Source organism: Paenibacillus sp. FSL W7-1088 (assembly GCF_037969855.1).
GTDB lineage: Bacteria > Bacillota > Bacilli > Paenibacillales > Paenibacillaceae > Paenibacillus.
Genome location: NZ_CP150216.1, coordinates 7,074,668 through 7,092,000 on the forward strand (window position 1 = coordinate 7,074,668; position 17,333 = coordinate 7,092,000).

Sequence of the window (17,333 nt, forward strand, 5' to 3'; positions counted from 1 at the left end):
TTGATCATGAGTGTAAACGGACTTGCTCACGTAGCCATTCAAGCACGTAATTATGAGGATACCCTCTCATTCTATACCGATGTATTAGGATTTAAAGTTGGTCACTCCTGGAGTCTGCCCGCCTTTCAAATTACCGAGGCGTGCATGCTGATCTCACCGGATCAACGCACCTGCATTGAACTGTTTGACCCCGGAGCCGTAATCGCGGCAGAAGGCGAACCAGCAGACTCTCCGGAAGCAGTGAGGCATGGGGCATTGCTGCATTTCGCCTTTTACGTAGACCATGTGGAAGAGATATACGAGCGAGCGCTTGCTCATGGTGCTAAACCTTATATTCAACCCGATTGGATCTCACTTGGTGAACCCCCGCTTCAAGTTCGAAATGCGGTTGTGCATAGCCCGAATGGTGAAGTGATCGAATTCCTCGAAGAGGTTGATTTTGACCGTTCCTCTATATCATCTATCTAGCGTTACACAAACCGAACAGCCTGTTGCACGGAAATCCGTGGCGGCAGGCTGTTTTATACTATGTTATTTGAGCAATAGGACAGCGAGCGTATGGGCATAAGACATACTCCTTGCCCTCATTTCCTCTCTTCAATCCGGCGTATAATCGCTTAACTTCCCTTCATACACCAGCTGCAGTTGTTCACTTTGGCGAAAATCATCCGGGGTCACCAGCGCAGGCAGCTTGTTCCACAGCTTGATGCCTGAACGTTGCAGAATCTCGGCAACAAATTGCGAGCAAAAGTAGGAGTTGCTGAACTCTACTGGCTCCTTCAACGTAATGCCAATCACACCAAGCAGATTGTACATATATTTCTGGCGGCTGCGAATGAAGATGTGCAGCACTCGTTTCATTTTTTCCACTTCACGCTCCGTCACCTGAAGCTCATAAATCACACATGTGGTATTTGGATACTTACTGTATGTACCTGTCTGAATATCTTCCTTCACGAACCCGCCGTTCAGCGGATTGCTGGGATGCTTGCGCCCAAAGCTGTACAGCTCGGATAATTCCCGGTCAAATGAGATGGAGGCATGATTGTATGGTGCTCTGGTGTAACTCTGAATGACTTTGGTAAACAACGTTCCCGTATTCGTAAGCAGGATATAGATGGAGCGTGGTTCTGTCATAACGAAATTTCCCCTTATCAAGTTGGTACTATTCCTTCATAATAACATAGGTACCCTATATTGGAATCTTACTTCTGGATAAGCAGGTGATTGTACTTGAGCAGTTCACTCTTTACCTTAACACTGATTTTTATTGCTTTACTGGTCATACATATCGTGTACAAAATCATTACGAAGCTTCAGCCGGACAAGGATTATTCGGGCATTGGCAACAAAATCAAAACCTGGTGGGGCATGTTGGTCATTTTCTGCCTCGCCACTCTCTTCAATCCGATTGTCTCCCTGATCTCCCTCATGGTACTTACCTTTTTCGCGCTGAAAGAGTACTTCTCCATGATCCGCAGTACCCGCAAAGCGGATCGCAGGTTGTTTCTATGGGCGTATCTGGCGATTCCGGTACAGTTCTACTGGATCTATATTGGATGGTATGGGATGTTTATTGTGTTTATTCCACTATATGTCTTCCTGGTGCTGCCCCTGCCACGTCTGATTAATAAGGGAACGGTTGGTTTCCTGCGCAGTGTGAGCTCGACGCAATGGGGATTGATGCTGATGGTATTTGGACTTAGTCATCTGGCCTACTTCCCGTTCGCAACACCGGAATATGGCTCAAAGCTGGTCCTGTTCCTGGTTGTGTTAACCCAGCTGAATGATGTGGTGCATTATCTGGCCTCGCTCTATCTGGGCAAACGCAAAGTGGTGCCCACGGCCAATCCTTTTTTGACATGGGAAGGGTTCGCCTGTGCATTCGTTGTAACCACCGCTGCCTCTTATTTCATTCACCCTTACCTGACTCCGTTTGATGCACGTTTCGCGCTTTTCATCGGTGTGTTAATCGCTCTGGCTGGGTTCTTCGGAAGTCTGACGGTTTCTGTTCTGAAGCGTGATTTGTTAATCGGGGATGACAATAAGTTCGATGCGCTGAAAAAAAGCTACCTGAGCCGGGTCGACAGCCTGACGTACACCTCTCCGGTCATGTTCCACGTGGTGCGTTATTTCTTCGACTTCATGTAGGAGCAGCAGTATCTGTTACAGATACGAGAGCTGGACGCACCAGTCTAGTTGAATAAAGTGTGAGCTCGCGCCATAAATAGAAAAGCAGCCATGACGGCTGCTTTTACTCATTTATGGGAGAGTTGAAGAGGACGTATAATCTGTCTGTTTCATTTTCCATTGAATTAACAGAGACACGGCACACACTATGACTTGCCTGATTATTTTAATTTAATTTCCTTCTCCGAGGTCACTTCTTTCCCCTCTTCATTGGTAAACACAAACGTCGCCTTGCCGCGTTCACCCTTCATCTCATCCGAATAGATAAATCCGGAGAATTGCCCGTCACCACTGATATAAAACCCTTCTTTTCCATTTGCGCCATGCTCGATCGCTTCTTTGTAGGAATTCACAATCGTTACCGTGTTGGACGTCCAGCGCATCTCGGATAAAGCATAGCCCTCAGGAATTTGTTTTATCGCAAAATCAAAGCTATTGCCCTCGGACGGCTTATCCGTCTGGTCAATGACGATCATGACCTGTCCTTCCGCATCAGCGGAGGATTTTGATTGGGCCGTAGGCTTGCCTTCATTCCCACTTTCGCTCGCCTGATTATTGTTATTCTTGGCTTCAATATTGGGAATGGAACTATTTCCCGCTTCCTCTATGGGCTGCTTTGATTGTGGATAGGCGTGTTCCTGTACGGATTCGTTGTTGTTTTTCGCCCCACATGCACTGGTCAACAGCAGAATACATAGAGCAGACACCCAGAGTATAGATTTATTTTTATTATTTTTCATCATTGGAACTCCCTCCATTGATCTAAAGTAACAAGCACGATGCATTCATCCAAAGAGAACTTTCCATTCAGCACCTTCTATAGTAATTACTACACCATATCGTCTCACATTAAGCTCCATATTATGTAAATGAGTTATAAGTTAGCTCGATTATTTCATCGATTGTGCGTGTTCACCAGCATGGATCAGGCGCAAAAGGGGCAAAGCAAGCGATCGGACGTTCCCGGGGAGGACTAAGCACCAAAATTCATGCCGTAGTTGATGCGCTCGGAAACCCACTTCATTTCGAATTAATATTGTGATCTAGATAACATAAAGTTAACCTTATTCATAAATAATGTTAATTTTATGTCATTCATCACTTAAATTGCTCTGATATAATTTCTGCTAGGTAGATAAAAGGGGAATAAATTGTTGAAAAATGAGCGACATCGAAAAATAAAGAAAATGCATCCCCCATTTGTTATACAGCAGTGAAGGATTACTCGCTGTATGGAAGTAGCTTTTAGCACATGGTGATATAAAAAACAATGGAACAGGAGATTTTAATCCATACGGGGATTAACTCAGTTATCAAGCGAGTAAACATGCGAAAACATAACTTTATAGTAGGAGTGTGAGATATGAAAAAAACATTATTGGCTTGTATGATGATAATGCTGATGTTAGCATCAGCTTGTGGAAAGGTTGAAACGACTTCAAGTTCAAATGCATCTAGTGAGCCAAAACCTGAAGCAAAGGAGTCTACCAGTCCAGCTAGCACCTCCGAGTATTGTTCGCAAGGACGTGTAAAATTGGATAGTGAAACTGAAAAATTTATTTACGGAACTTGGAAAGTTAAGAAGCACCTTGGGTTTGCAAATTCTTATAATGATGCTTCTGAATATCCAACAGGGCAAAAATTTATCGGGGATGAAATTGTAATCGAAAAAGACTTTTTTTCATCAAAAGGACTAAAAAACTATAGTGATTATCAATATGAGCTGAAGAATCCATTATATCAGAATATAGCGACATGCTATAACTCTACCTCTTTTTATAGATTGTATAAAATTCAAATTCCAGACTTAAATATAAATGATGAGGTAAAGGCAATAGATATAAGTGACCCTTCTACAAAAATGAGCATACCTGTAGGTTTAAGCTTTTTAGCTGTTAATAACGATAGGCTTATCTTGTTATCAGAGGCAACTATTTTTGAGCTCAAAAAAATTAATGATTAAATGAATTAAGGTTATATTTTCAAAACAAGAAAGGTCAGCCTCTTTAGGCTGACCTTTCTTGTTTATGCCGTAAACCGATTGAACTATAGTGTATATACTGGATATTTATGAGTATAACCCGAGCCTTTACAAAATAGTTCTGCTTCTTCATTTCTTCGTCTTTGCAAATTTATATCATATGAAAATGCTTTGCTTACTAATTTTGAACAATTATCAAGTTCTGTTTGAGAACGTGGACCTTGAAAAGATGAATAGATTAGCTTGTACGCAAGCAGACTTTTTACGTCATTGGTATTGAGCACCCCAGCACCTGCATTAAAAGTGAGCGAAACAAGTGCATCAAACTGATTTTGTGAAAGAGACATACCTGCAGGAAGGGTTACATTATTTACTGCTGCTACAGCACTTGCAGTATCATTGGTAAAGAATGTATTTGCCTGAGATTGAGTAATTGGAGAAGTATAACTGAGTCCCAAAGATTTAGATAGAGCATCAGCTTGTGCCTGGGTTAAAGTTGTATTTTTTGTGTATGTTTTAGACTTTGTTATCAGATGTCCATATCCAACTGTTGGAAAACCTTTTGGATCGGCATAGAATTTTAAGTTAAGTCCCTCATGCCCTTTCATAAAAGTTGCTCCATTAGCGCTTAGATTTGCCATAATAAATCACTCCTAAAGTTATTTTTATTAGTTATGAGAGCAATAAGGAGGAATCATAGCCAGAACAACCATTCCCAAGTTTTCTGCAATGCCGTATTGCCTTCACATATATATAAAGAGAAATGAGTCTCTTTTTTTACAACCACGCTCCAAATTTTATTTCAATTCACAAGTATCGAAAGTCTGTATCACCTCAATCATTTTGACATAGAGTTCCTGTCTTAAATCATCTCGATAATCAGCGGGGACTTGTCGCAAGGAGGCTTTAATCTTTGGTATAAAAGATTCTAGGACATGTAATGTTGCCTCCTGATCGTGGTGTTGCTGTGCTTGTACTAAAAGTTCGGACAAGGCATTAATGGCATCGCTTAGATCAGATATTTTTTTCGCCCTGTCAAATAGTGAACATTATCCTTTAAAAAGTTGTTGTGCCGCAGGTGGGGCAATCGGTGTCTTATCCGGCTGGCTGCTTTTTGGCGAAGTTATTCGGAATTACGTCTATATGGGTGGGCTATGCGCATATTCCTGGGGATCTTTCTGGTAAACTGGACTGGACGAGCGAATAATAAGGAAGTATTGAAGAAATAAAAATATTCATGCCTGATTTTCGGCGATGCCCTGTGCATCGTTTTTTTATAATATTAACAAGGATAAACTCTACTGATATAAGGACGTGCGCCCAATGATTTCTGCTGAACTGAAAGAACAATACTATCAGGCTCTGGTTGCCAAGGATTCGGAATACGAAGGTCTATTCTATGTCGGGGTCAAGACCACGGGTGTATTCTGCCGGCCTACATGCCCCGCCCGAAAGCCAAAATTCGAAAATTGCGAATTCTATGAGACGGCGCAGCAGGCACTGCTTGCTTCGTATCGCCCTTGCCAGCGCTGCCGCCCGTTATCTCATCCCAATCAGGTATCTGATGTGGTCCGCGTATTGGTGGAAGCCGTGGAGAACCATCCGGAGAAACGCTGGAAAGGCCAGGATTTCAAGGCATTATCCATCGACGAATCCACGGCCAGACGTCAGTTTAAGAAGCGATTTGGCATGACCTTTGTGGAGTATGCCCGTGCCCGCCGTATGGGACTGGCTCTGAAAAATATTCGCTCCGGTCGCACGGTCATTGATGCCCAGCTGTCCACCGGTTACGAGTCCGGCAGCGGGTTCCGGGATGCCTTCTCGCGAATCATGGGCGCAGCACCTACACAAGTAGATGAAGAACATGTCTTGAAGGCCTCCTGGATCGACACACGCCTTGGACCCATGATGGCTGTAGCCGATGAGAAAGCATTATATCTGCTCGAATTCGTAGATCGCAGAGGACTGGAGCGTGAGGTGGAACGATTGCGCAAACGGACGAAGTCAGCCATTGTACCTGGAGTAAACGAACCGATTCGTTCAATCGAACGGGAACTTGCGCAGTATTTTGAAGGCACGCTAACTGTATTCCACACCCCGTTGTTCTGGTTAGGAACACCATTCCAGAAGAGTGTATGGGAGCAATTGATTGCGATCCCACCGGGGGAGACAAGATCATATCAGGATATCGCGAATGCATTGGGTAAACCCACAGCTTGTCGAGCGGTAGCACAGGCCAACGGAGCCAATCAACTGGCCATTGTTATTCCATGTCACCGTGTGATCAATGCCAGCGGTGAACTGGGTGGATACGGAGGAGGCCTGACACGCAAAAACTGGCTTTTGACTCACGAGAAGCAGGATACCTGAATAACTCAAGAGATAAGAGAAGAACGGCAAGTGGTATGAAGAGGATTACAGCTATGTAACGGAGGAGATAAATCTTATGAGTACCCTACAAGAAAAGGCGGCGTTATTCCACCAATCCCATGTGAAAGGTAATCCATTGGTGCTGGTCAATGTATGGGATGCCGGGAGTGCACTCGCCATCCAATCTGCTGGAGCAACAGCAATCGCTACTGGCAGTTGGTCTGTAGCTGCTGCCCACGGTGAACAAGATGGCGAAGCGATGCCATTCCAGCTGGTACTGGACAACCTGGCCAGGATTACAGCGAGTGTGGATTTGCCCGTAACGATCGATATTGAGGGAGGGTATGGCAGGTTTGCGTCAGAAGTGAGGGGAAATGTGAGCCAAGTAATCCATCACGGTGCGGTAGGAATCAATATCGAGGATCAGCTTCCCACTGGCGCGGGACTGTACGCTGTGGATGAGCAAAGTCTGAGACTGTCGGCTGCCAGGGAAGCTGCGGAGCAGGCAGGCATTCCGCTGTTCATTAACGCCCGCACAGATATCTTTTTGCAAAATGCTCCTGAACGACACAATCATGTTCTCCTGGAAGAAGCACTTATTCGTTCCAAGGCTTATGCAGAAGCAGGCGCCAGTGGTCTGTTCGTTCCAGGCTTACAGGATCGACAACTGATTCAGCAATTGTGTGAGCATTCGTCGCTTCCGGTCAACGTGATGGTTACATCCCCTGAGCCTTCACCGAAACAACTTGCCGTGCTGGGTGTAGCACGCGTAAGTTATGGGCCTTATCCTTATCTGCAAGCAATAAAACACCTGAAAGCACTGGGGCAAAGTATTCTATGTGGAAATTAAGAAATTAACACGAGGCGCGCTTCTCATTTTTCACCAGAGGGAGGCGTACTTTCTCACGATTTCAATAAAAGCACTATTATAAGCATCATCTATGATGTGGATGTGAATCCTCAAACAGGTGCTAGACTGCGCCTGTTTTTTGATGCTTATCTTTTCACCTATGTATGTTATAATCACCACTACCCAACACTAACAGGAGGAAAATATGCTTAACGTTGAACAAAAGCTTGAATTGCTCCAATCGTATCCCCAACTGCAACGCAAAGATGTTTCTCTCGGCCGTGTTAATTTCCACTACGAAGAAAGTGCGTACGAGAAAAAGATTGTTGCTCTCCATATTCATCCTAACGGTAACGGTTATATCTATGCAGGGCTGCTGCCCAACTATGAGACCGATGATAGAGGATTCGTCAATATTCGTGATTACTCCGAAGCAGATCTACGTACGCTGTTAGATGAGACAATCAAAGCGATGTCAACCAATCCCAACGCAGTAGAATCAAAAGAACCAGAACCAGCAAAAACTGCTCCTACATTAGCTACAACCTCTACTGGCGGCGGAACATGGATCGATGAGGATGGACATACACTTACTTTGAAATATGAAGATGACATGTGGTATGTGTATTCTGGTCTTAATCTGGATATGGCTTTCGAATCTCGTAGCGAAGCGGGCGAATATCTCAAAGAAGAAGGATTCAAACCCCAAGCTCAAGCTTAACTCATACAAAAAAACACGAGGCGTGTATGTACGCACTCGTGTTTTTCTGATCTGATCAGTCTTTTCTGCCTTTCATTGTAAGCGGCGCATTCTTCATCATCGGGTACGTGCTCAGAAGCAAAGCACCTCCAATGACTCCCAGTGCGGTGAACAATGCGATAAAATTGACATTCGTAAACCACTGGACCCACGTGCTCAGATCTGATAGAACAATTACCAGCGTGACGATTAAGCTAACCCCAAAGAACAGGACGAAAAAATTGCGCATCCCCAATCTAATCCAACAAACAGTTGAGAAGATGGATAACCCCAGCACCAGAAAGCCAATCATCAGATCGATCCACAGATAAGAGAAAAATTGATATTGACTTGAGTACAGCATGCCTGGTTGATAAAAGGTTACCCCAAGCGTCCCATATTCATGGAGAAGATGCATAATGAAATAGATGACATTCAGTATCGTAATGGTTCCTACGACCATCCATATCGAAATGATATAAAAGGATTTCATAAACTGTATTCGTGTACTACCCATACCTATGGCAACTGGAAACAAGGTGATGATGCCCGCGACCGCAAAAGCACAGATTCCTCCGTACATTGGACCAAATAGTTGAGTAGTATACGTCACATCAAAGATGAATCCAATGGCCAGATAGACAACTGTAAGCATGAGTGTAATTGACGAGAAAATCATTAAATACCAGCGCATATCATCCAGAATCAGCCGATTCGTACCATTCACCGAGTTCATCGCTTAATCCCCTCCTGATTACGCGTCCTGTTGACCAAATAATCCTGTAATGTTGCCTTCTCAATGGAAAGCCCCTGCGTATGTGCGATGTCCTTCCACGTTTTCGAGTATGGCTCATCAATCATCACTTTCAAGGTAGATCCCATCTGGGAAGATTCTATGACCTTCACGTCTGCGGTGACTCGATTGACATCTTCAATTCTCCCTGTTAGAAGAACTCCTTTTTCGCGCATCTCTTCCATCGGCTGATTAAACAACACTTCGCCGGCTTGCAGAACGATGAGGGACTCACATAAAGGCTGAATCTCCTCAATATGATGGCTTGATATTAGAATTAGACGCGGGTTCTCTTCATAAGTCTCCAGTAAAGTATTGTAGAAATATTTACGTTTCTCAGCATCAAGTCCATTGGTGGGCTCATCCAGAATCGTTACTCTTGCGTTACTGGCAAGACCCAATATCATCTGAGCTGCGGTCTTCATGCCTTTTGAGAATTTGGTGATCTTCTTCTTCACTGGTAATTCGAACATGTCGATTAGTTGCTCAGCAAGATCCTGATTCCACTGAGGATGGAAGTATTGACCGAATCGAACCATGTCATTGATCGTCCAATTTCTGCCCAGGGGATGGTTCTCCTGGATATAACACAGATTCTCCTGCGCAGCCAAATTGTTGTACGGGTCCTGCCCCATCACTTGGATGGTTCCAGCATCAGGCCGGTTATGGCCTGCGAGCAGACTCATCAGGGTTGTTTTGCCTGCACCATTTCTGCCCCACAATGCACTAATAATCGGCTCACTCTCATGTAACGTCACGTTTTTTAGCACCGGTGTCTGTTGATAGCTGTAGGTCACCTGCTCGATCTGAATCATAACTCACTCTCCTTATCCTTCTTGCCGCGGATCAAATCAATAATCATGTCCTCATTCATGTGAATCCGTCTGGCCTCTTCAAGTAAAGGCTTAATATATTCCTCGTAGAAATGCTGTTTTCGCTCAACAAGCAACGCTTCCCTGGCTCCCTTCGCAACAAACATTCCAACACCTCGCTGTTTGTAAATGATACCTTTGTCCACGAGCGTTTGAAGCCCTTTGCGTGCCGTGGCTGGATTAATATTGTAAAAGCGAGAGAGTTCATTGGTTGAAGGGACCTGTTCCTCCACCTTCAATCTGCCGTCTACAATGTCATCCATGATCATCATGGATATCTGATGAAAAATGGGCTGAGATTCATCCAAATTCGATTTCATGCGATTCCAACTTTCGTCCATCGTTAATTAGTTAGTCGGTTAGTTACTTATGTAACTAACTATAGTACACGGAAACCCATATGTAAATAGGCGAGCCACTAATTAATCAACTTTTTCATTTTGACTCGATTGTATTGATTAATAAGACCGTCCAGAACTACAGATTGCTGGATGACTTCAGGATGAAGCAGACTGCCGTATTCCGACTGCAAGCGGTGAAGCTGTTGTCTGGCTTCTTCGATCTGTGACATTAACTCCAGGCAATCCATAGTACCCCTCCTTTTTGTCATATTTTAGTTTATTATGCCAATCGATAGGCCGCAAGGGGTACGACATACTTATTTTTCCACCAGACGAAAAAAAAAGACGCCTCTGAATGAATATTCAGAAGCGTCCCTTACCAATTTTTTAAGTTCCGAATCCGTGGTCAGCAGTTCTCATAATTCCGGGGTCTGGAACTTCCTTGCCTGAGACAGGTTCCGTAGCAGGAGCTACAATGTAAATAATAATACTACATGTAGCTATCAGCAAAGCCAACTTTCTCTTCATTGAGTTTCTGCACCTCACTAATGATCAATTTGTATTGCTGTTTCGCCGTCTCAGTTGCAAACTCCCTATATTGCTCAAACAGTCCGACACCTCTAAGCATACCTCGTCCACTGCTAATTTCAATAGAGAATCGCAAACTATCCAGAACAAATTGTATTCCTGTGAAATACTCGTCTTTCTTTAGATAATACGCAGCGAGATCTGCTAAAAGACGTAGATATCGATCATCTGTAACCTGTCTGCTGACCTTTCCAATTCGGTTGCTCTGTTCCTGGTACGTAAAGTATGATTCATACTGTTCGAGCACATCATCAATATTTTTATCATAGCGATTGGCAGCAGTCACAATATCACAAAGCGCCGGGAAAATTTCATTTTCTTTTGTTGAGATGTAATTCAAATATTCAGGCAACACATCAAACTGTCCGCTCATTAATTGATATATATAACGGTTGCCCTCAGCCCATTCCTGAAACTGATTCATAACTACCATTTCGTCTTGATTAGGGTTCTTCACCCAACTGTTGTCCGTGTATAAAGAAACATATTTAAGCGCGCCTGGATAGTCTTTAAGTTGATAGCACGCACTACCTGAAGCCAAATAAGAATACAGAATGTAAAACACAATCGGTCTTTTGGTTTCTTCCTGTTTCCTTCTCCCATTGAGCTCATAATGGATGGTTGCTTTCACCCTTAGCTTCTCGGACAGCTCCTGAACTTTATTCCATCTGTGCAAGGCACCAAAGGCATTGATCAGTTCATTAAGCGCATCCAGTTGATAGCGTTCATCCAGCCGATCCACATAGTATTCGAATTGGGCCGCAATGATTAGATTTCGTTGCTGATCATTGCTCAGCCCCAACCGGAACAGTCGATACTGACATAGTGCAAGCCGTTCAGAGTGTTGCATTTTCTCACTTTCGGCTATCGTTTCATATAGTAGAACGGCTGGTTCGAATTTACCTGCATGGTAGAATTCTTCAGCCAGATCAAATAACAAAGGAATATAAGACAGATTATCCATCATTAACCGAATAACCTCTTCAATACAGTTCAATTTATTCAACTCAGCACAACGATGAAGGAATGGACCCAGTCTTCGCCAGTCAGGAGCAGCATGGACAAAACACTCATCTATGTACAATTCATAGAAGTAACCTTCTTCAAGTCTCATAGCTGAAGTGATTCGATCCAGCTGCTGCATCGCAATCGGACGATTCTTGTTCAAAATATTGCTCAGTGTACCCGAGTTAATTCCTGACGTTTCCGAAAAAAGACTAATGGACATCTGCTCACGCTTCAGATAACTCTCTAAATGATCGCGTATCGTGGTTGTCGGCTCCAAACTAACACCACCCTCCAAAATAAAAAAACCATAAACAGGATTAACGGTATGCAAAAGTAATTATATGTAATAATTAAGCAAGGGTCAATAAGATAAATTCAACTAATTTGTATTAATTACAAAAAAATCCTTTTGTTAAAATAAAGGCCCTATCCTTATTTTATACCGGGAACGAATAAGCATCAAATAAAGGATAAAATAAAAACACGAGCGGCATATACGCTCGTGTTTTACATGCAATACAGCAGATCATCCTGCTATGTAATGATATTAGTTTAAGGCAACACATTGCCAGCTGCACGATAAATTTCGTACCACTCTTGGCGTGTAAGGTGAACATCACCAGCTTTGATGCAATCCTGCAAACGCTGGATATTCATCGTACCTGTCACGGGCTGCATTTGCGCCGGGTGACGCAGCAACCAAGCAATTGCGATGGTCGTGTTGCTCACTTCATATTTTGCAGCAATTTCATCGATCTTCGCATTCAGTTCCGGGAACTTGTCGCTACCCAGGAATACGCCTTCGAAGAACCCGTATTGGAACGGGGACCATGGTTGAATCGTGATATCGTGCAGGCGACAATAATCAAGAATTCCGCCATCACGGTTGACCGCGGCATCGTTCTCCATATTTACGTTGATTCCACTGTCAATCATCGTGGTATTGGTAATACTCAACTGCAGCTGGTTGGCTACCAGTGGCTGTTTAACGTATTTTTTCAACAGTTCGATCTGGTTCGGATTCTGGTTGGATACCCCGAAGTGACGCACTTTGCCTTCACGTTCCAGTTGGTCAAAGGCTTCAGCCACTTCTTCTGGCTCAACCAATGTATCCGGGCGATGCAGCAACAGAACGTCCAGGTAATCGGTTTTCAAGCGTTGCAGAATGCCATCCACCGAATTCAAGATGTGCTCTTTCGAGAAATCAAACATGCCTTTGCGGATACCGCATTTGGACTGAAGAATCATATTTTCACGAACCTGGGGATTCATCTGCACAGCCTCTGCAAAGATCTCCTCACACGCTCCGTTTCCATAAATATCAGCATGATCGAAGAAGTTCGCGCCTGCTTCCATGGCGGAATGAACAAAATGTTCAGCTTCTTTGCTGCTTAATGAATTAATTCGCATGCAGCCAACGGCTACAACCGGTATTTCGAGTGCGCTGCTGCCAAGTTTAATTGTTCTCAAGATGATTTCCCTCCATATTCGAATAGTATCGTGCATTCATTCTTATGATCACTGCCAACTAGTATATACTTGTCTTCCGTCTATGATTGTGACACAGAACTGCAATCGGTTTCAATGGAATTTTAGAATTCTTATATGGAATAATGGAGGTTTTTTTCTGCATCGTTCACTTCCACCTATACTTCTTCCGGAACTATCACATCAATATGCCGAGGCAATACACTGATTTGAATGGGCAGAGAAGGCCCTTCTTCTCCATCCACATTTGTGTGAATGGCTTCTGTAGAACGGACGTGAACTTCTTTTGCCGTAAAATAATCAACATCCTTATGGTTCATCAGATTGCCAAACAACAGGGACGTTCCGAGTGTTACCGTATTAAAGACATTCATGCTGCGGATCACAAAACAATGAATTAACCCATCATCCACCGCTGCTTCCGGGGACAATTTCTCAAAACCTCCAACCGAATTGGTCAGTGCCGCGAGAAAAAGTGGAGACTCCCCTTCCCAGAACTGCCCGTCATACTCAATCGTGAGTGGCTTGGCCGGTGTATTCATTAGATCTTTCAATCCTTCTTTCAAATAAGCGAATGAACCCAGCTTCGACTTCTCTTCCGAGGATACCGAGAACAACGCCTCAGCCAATGAACCGGCTGCCACCACGTTGGCAAACAGACGATCATTGATTTTACCAAGATCCACCTTATGGATCTGCTCCGAACCCAACTGCCGAATGGCTTCCTCCGGATCAAGCGAGATATTCAGCGCACGCGCAAAATCATTCACCGTACCCAGCGGTACCACACCCAGTCTGGGACGATGTTCCTGATCCATCATGCCGTTGATCGTCTCATGCAGCGTCCCATCCCCTCCGATGGAAATGACGAGATCACAGCCATCTTTACAGGCACTTAGACAGTAGTTGGTCGCATCTCCCTCACCGGCCGTCTCATTAACCATCACTTCATACTGCTGTGATTCAAGAATTTCTTGTACCTGGGACACATATTGCTGAGCCTCTTCTTTACCCGACGATGGATTACTAATGATCATGGCTTGGCGCATACCTGCATCTTCTCCTCCAAATGGCATTCTTACTTCATCTATACCCTTTCTGCCATGGAGTTGAATAGCATCTGGGGGAGTTGTACAAATTTTTTTGAAAAAGATGGCTGGAAGAGTGCAGTATGGGGTTTGTATCATATAGAATAGAAGTAGATGTTCTGCCTGTCATGAATTTCTTGTTCCTTTTGCCTGATGATGGGTTAATAACTATAGATGTGTTTTTCTATTCTATCTATCCATATCGAAACTATAATATTTTATCGACATAAATTGGTACTCACAAAGTACATAAGAACGGTACACTTACCTATCCTCAAAATCGGAATCGGAGGGAATTCATGCAATGAGAAGAATGACTCTACTATTTCTAGTCTTCATCCTGAGTCTCGGGGCGGCTGGGCAAGCGATGGCCTATACTACGGCAGACTTGGGCGAAGGAATCATCAAAGATCCTGCACTGGAGAATGGACTGAAGCTGATCCTGAACAAACCGGTAGATTCCCCTCTGACCTCCTCCGATCTGGAGCAGTTGAAGGTGGTGGATCTGAGCAATGCAGGCATTCAAAGCCTGTCCGGTCTGGAATACGCCACGAATCTGACTCACCTCCGGTTATATGGCAATGAGATTGATGACCTAACACCGCTGGCGCATCTGACTCAGCTTCGCGAGGTTGACGTTCGCAATAATTACATTACATCGATTGATGCACTGGCTGATTTGAAAGACCTGGGACGGCTGTATATCAGCAATAATTCCATTTCTTCCATAGAAGTTTTACGTGGATTTAACCGACTACATACGTTTCACGCCAGCGGTAACCAGATTACCAGTCTCTCCGCACTGTCGGATGCAGATCATCTTCAATGGCTCGAAATCTCGAACAATGCGATAACCGACCTGACACCACTCGCGGATAAAAGAAATCTGAAACAGCTCAATGTGGCCAACAACCACATTCATACACTGGATGTACTGGCTGATCTGCCGAATACACTTCAGAAGCTGAATGTGGCAGGTAACGAGATCTCGGATCTGATGCCCTTGGAGCATATGACACGCCTGCGGACACTGGACTTCTCGGGGAATCAGGTTGAGCATCTGGCACCCTTGGAAGACCTGGTTGGGTTGAAAGAACTGAATGCGGAGTCCAATCAGATCTATGATCTGGAGCCGTTACATCAGCTGTCCAAGCTGGAAGTACTGAAACTGTCCAATAACCGGGTATGGGATCTGACACCGATTGCCGGTTTTACTTTTACAAGAAACAGCTCTGCGAATACGAATACCATAACGGATATCTCGGCTTCCACTTCCTCATCCTCCGGTACGCTGACCTCGGTCTCTGAACCGGAACCTGCTGGACTCACCGTGCAAAATAATTATCTGGATGTTGCGAGCGGCAGTGACACGATGCGCCTGCTAAACCAGATGAATGTACGGGAGCAGAAACGTACTCCACAGGGCAACTTTCAGCGGCTTGTTGAAGGCTCTACCACGGCCTATGTCGGGGATCGTGCTTACGCACTGGAGGCTGCACCTTTTATCGATGAAGGACGGACCTATGTACCGCTCCGGTTTGTCTCCGAGCAATTGAATGCCAGCGTGAACTGGAATCCGGATACACAGGAGGTTCAGATTGAGCAGAATGGTACTGTGGTTCGGTGGACTGTGGGCAACAAACAGGTGCTTGTAGACGATACGCTTGCGATAAACGATGCCCCCCTGTTGATGAAGGATGGAAAGGCGTTTGTCCCGGTACGTTTTATTTCGGAGCAATTCAATACGACGGTTGCGTATATCGGAAGCAGCAAAACAATTCTGATCTTCGAAATCAAAGCGCAGGCCGAGAATGTACAATCTTAATTAAGCCATTCATAATCGAGCATCAGGCACTTATCTCAACTTTTCTTAATGCACAATTCCAATTCAATTCATATGCCATTATGAAGACTGTTTCATGCACAGCGAAGTCCCCGTCTGAACATCAGCGGGGATTTTTGATGAGCATAAACTGGATACGAGCTGGCAGGAATGGGATTGGCGTAATAGCGATTGTTTAATCGAAAAAACGGATGCTGCCCAGGGTCTGTCTGTATTCACTGGGACTCATGCCAGTCCATCGCCTGAACTGCCGACTGAAATGCGCAAGACTGGAATATCCAAGCATGGTGGCTACCCGAGTGAGGTTAAGATCAGGCTGGTGTATCAGCTGCTTGGCCTCGTGGAGCTTCAGTTCAGACAAATATCTGCGCGGAGAGATGCCGTATACTTTCTGAAATGTCTCCAGTGCATATCCAGGGCTGATTTGAAGCGAGGCCGCAATCTCTTCAATCCGAATCTCCTTATCCCCCAGCCCTTCCCGCTGGATATTCCCGGCATTGAAACGGCTTTTGATTGCCTCGGCAATCAGTGTTGCATAGTGCGCCACAGTAGGCGATACGGCTTCTTGGGAACGGGAGGAACTTTGCTCTGCCAATATCGCCAAAATCTCCAGCAAACCAGCCTGCATACGGAACAGATCTGATGTTGTATACTCTTCTTTGTGCTGAAGCAGATCCACCCATTTCATCATGACTTCCGTTAATCGCTGATTCTCCTCGCCGCCACATGGAAACAACATCTGCACATGTCTACTCATCTCCTGGCGAAACAGAACCTCATCTACATTGAAATGGGCAATAAAGTAGGTCAGCCCCTGCTCCTGATTGCATTCATTGGTATGTTTGCATCCAGGCGGGATAAGCAATATATCTCCTGCTTGGAGCTCATAACGGATGTTCTCCAATATCGTCGTCTGCGATCCTTCCAGAATCAGTATCAATTCAAAGGCCAAATGCGATTCCAGCGGTACTTGCCAGCCCTGCTTCACCTTCTGCATATGAGCACCAAACAGCTTGACGTTCCAGTCCGTTGCGGGCAGCCATCGGCTCTCCGGAGATAGATAAGAACGGTATGGTTCAGGAATAATCATGGATTCTCACCACCTTGGATTAGGGCAAATTTTACGCGGTTCAGCGTATCTTCTTTTGCAATGAGACTTGATATACTGACTGTACATCATAC

The 17,333-nt window shown here is 44.5% G+C and carries 18 protein-coding genes and 1 pseudogene; 8 read left to right on the forward strand and 11 right to left on the reverse strand.

The genetic code is table 11. The annotated features are described in order from the left end of the window. Positions 1-6 precede the first annotated feature (6 nt). Complete coding sequence (locus MKY42_RS31790; RefSeq protein ID WP_310854222.1) at positions 7-468, forward strand: VOC family protein; 462 nt, start codon at positions 7-9, stop codon at positions 466-468. A 129-nt stretch (positions 469-597) separates the two neighbouring features. Here MKY42_RS31790 and MKY42_RS31795 read toward each other — a convergent pair whose 3' ends face one another. Further along, the gene (locus MKY42_RS31795; RefSeq protein ID WP_076287277.1) at positions 598-1,137 is read right to left on the reverse strand and encodes a hypothetical protein; all 540 of its coding nucleotides are present in this window, start codon (positions 1,135-1,137) and stop codon (positions 598-600) included. 96 nt (positions 1,138-1,233) lie between these two features. On the opposite strand from MKY42_RS31795, the gene MKY42_RS31800 reads away from it, so the two are divergent. Next, a complete protein-coding gene (locus MKY42_RS31800; RefSeq protein WP_090902911.1) occupies positions 1,234-2,151 on the forward strand; it encodes a phosphatidate cytidylyltransferase in 918 nt (305 codons plus the stop codon). Positions 2,152-2,351: 200 nt separating this feature from the next. Here the strand turns inward: MKY42_RS31800 and MKY42_RS31805 are convergent, their stop codons facing one another. Continuing rightward, positions 2,352-2,933, reverse strand: coding sequence for a hypothetical protein (locus tag MKY42_RS31805; protein ID WP_090902909.1), 582 nt, complete (start codon positions 2,931-2,933; stop codon positions 2,352-2,354). Between the two features lie 146 nt (positions 2,934-3,079). Here MKY42_RS31805 and MKY42_RS31810 point away from each other — a divergent pair. Together MKY42_RS31810 and MKY42_RS31815 are read left to right on the forward strand one after the other, a co-directional pair. After that, positions 3,080-3,211, forward strand: a pseudogene (locus tag MKY42_RS31810) (IS5/IS1182 family transposase); the annotation flags it as partial. 342 nt (positions 3,212-3,553) lie between these two features. Continuing rightward, positions 3,554-4,153 (forward strand): hypothetical protein, encoded by a 600-nt coding sequence (locus MKY42_RS31815; RefSeq protein WP_090902907.1) that lies wholly within the window; start codon positions 3,554-3,556, stop codon positions 4,151-4,153. A gap of 83 nt (positions 4,154-4,236) precedes the next feature. Here the strand turns inward: MKY42_RS31815 and MKY42_RS31820 are convergent, their stop codons facing one another. Beyond that, positions 4,237-4,812, reverse strand: coding sequence for a lysozyme (locus MKY42_RS31820; RefSeq protein WP_090902904.1), 576 nt, complete (start codon positions 4,810-4,812; stop codon positions 4,237-4,239). Positions 4,813-5,494: 682 nt separating this feature from the next. Between MKY42_RS31820 and MKY42_RS31825 the strand changes: the two genes are divergently transcribed. The 3 genes from MKY42_RS31825 to MKY42_RS31835 all read left to right on the forward strand — a co-directional run bounded on the left by MKY42_RS31825 (position 5,495) and on the right by MKY42_RS31835 (position 8,112). Beyond that, the gene (locus MKY42_RS31825; protein ID WP_090902902.1) at positions 5,495-6,541 is read left to right on the forward strand and encodes a trifunctional transcriptional activator/DNA repair protein Ada/methylated-DNA--[protein]-cysteine S-methyltransferase; all 1,047 of its coding nucleotides are present in this window, start codon (positions 5,495-5,497) and stop codon (positions 6,539-6,541) included. A gap of 76 nt (positions 6,542-6,617) precedes the next feature. Next, the gene (locus MKY42_RS31830; RefSeq protein ID WP_090902901.1) at positions 6,618-7,391 is read left to right on the forward strand and encodes an isocitrate lyase/phosphoenolpyruvate mutase family protein; all 774 of its coding nucleotides are present in this window, start codon (positions 6,618-6,620) and stop codon (positions 7,389-7,391) included. 205 nt (positions 7,392-7,596) lie between these two features. Continuing rightward, entirely contained in the window at positions 7,597-8,112 is a 516-nt protein-coding gene (locus tag MKY42_RS31835; RefSeq protein WP_090902899.1) for a hypothetical protein, read from the forward strand. Between the two features lie 55 nt (positions 8,113-8,167). Here the strand turns inward: MKY42_RS31835 and MKY42_RS31840 are convergent, their stop codons facing one another. From MKY42_RS31840 to MKY42_RS31870, 7 genes are all read right to left on the reverse strand, one after another. Then, a complete protein-coding gene (locus tag MKY42_RS31840; protein ID WP_090902897.1) occupies positions 8,168-8,866 on the reverse strand; it encodes a hypothetical protein in 699 nt (232 codons plus the stop codon). Beyond that, positions 8,863-9,738: an ABC transporter ATP-binding protein gene (locus MKY42_RS31845; RefSeq protein ID WP_179262404.1), complete on the reverse strand. Its 876-nt coding sequence runs from the start codon at positions 9,736-9,738 to the stop codon at positions 8,863-8,865. Before MKY42_RS31845 ends, MKY42_RS31840 begins: the two co-directional genes overlap by 4 nt. Then, positions 9,735-10,115 carry a GntR family transcriptional regulator gene (locus tag MKY42_RS31850; RefSeq protein WP_064642001.1) on the reverse strand — a complete coding sequence of 127 codons (381 nt, stop codon included), beginning with the start codon at positions 10,113-10,115 and terminating at the stop codon, positions 9,735-9,737. Before MKY42_RS31850 ends, MKY42_RS31845 begins: the two co-directional genes overlap by 4 nt. Positions 10,116-10,213: 98 nt before the next feature. Further along, entirely contained in the window at positions 10,214-10,384 is a 171-nt protein-coding gene (locus tag MKY42_RS31855) for an aspartyl-phosphate phosphatase Spo0E family protein (RefSeq protein WP_090902893.1), read from the reverse strand. Between the two features lie 242 nt (positions 10,385-10,626). Continuing rightward, positions 10,627-12,009 carry a transcriptional regulator gene (locus MKY42_RS31860; protein WP_090902891.1) on the reverse strand — a complete coding sequence of 461 codons (1,383 nt, stop codon included), beginning with the start codon at positions 12,007-12,009 and terminating at the stop codon, positions 10,627-10,629. 275 nt (positions 12,010-12,284) lie between these two features. Further along, the gene (locus MKY42_RS31865) at positions 12,285-13,202 is read right to left on the reverse strand and encodes an aldo/keto reductase family oxidoreductase (protein WP_090902889.1); all 918 of its coding nucleotides are present in this window, start codon (positions 13,200-13,202) and stop codon (positions 12,285-12,287) included. A gap of 176 nt (positions 13,203-13,378) precedes the next feature. Continuing rightward, positions 13,379-14,269 carry a YegS/Rv2252/BmrU family lipid kinase gene (locus MKY42_RS31870; protein WP_339853191.1) on the reverse strand — a complete coding sequence of 297 codons (891 nt, stop codon included), beginning with the start codon at positions 14,267-14,269 and terminating at the stop codon, positions 13,379-13,381. 352 nt (positions 14,270-14,621) lie between these two features. Here MKY42_RS31870 and MKY42_RS31875 point away from each other — a divergent pair, with 352 nt between their 5' ends. Next, positions 14,622-16,133 carry a leucine-rich repeat domain-containing protein gene (locus tag MKY42_RS31875; RefSeq protein WP_339847559.1) on the forward strand — a complete coding sequence of 504 codons (1,512 nt, stop codon included), beginning with the start codon at positions 14,622-14,624 and terminating at the stop codon, positions 16,131-16,133. 193 nt (positions 16,134-16,326) lie between these two features. Here MKY42_RS31875 and MKY42_RS31880 read toward each other — a convergent pair whose 3' ends face one another. Continuing rightward, positions 16,327-17,241: an AraC family transcriptional regulator gene (locus MKY42_RS31880; RefSeq protein WP_339847561.1), complete on the reverse strand. Its 915-nt coding sequence runs from the start codon at positions 17,239-17,241 to the stop codon at positions 16,327-16,329. Positions 17,242-17,333: the final 92 nt, after the last annotated feature.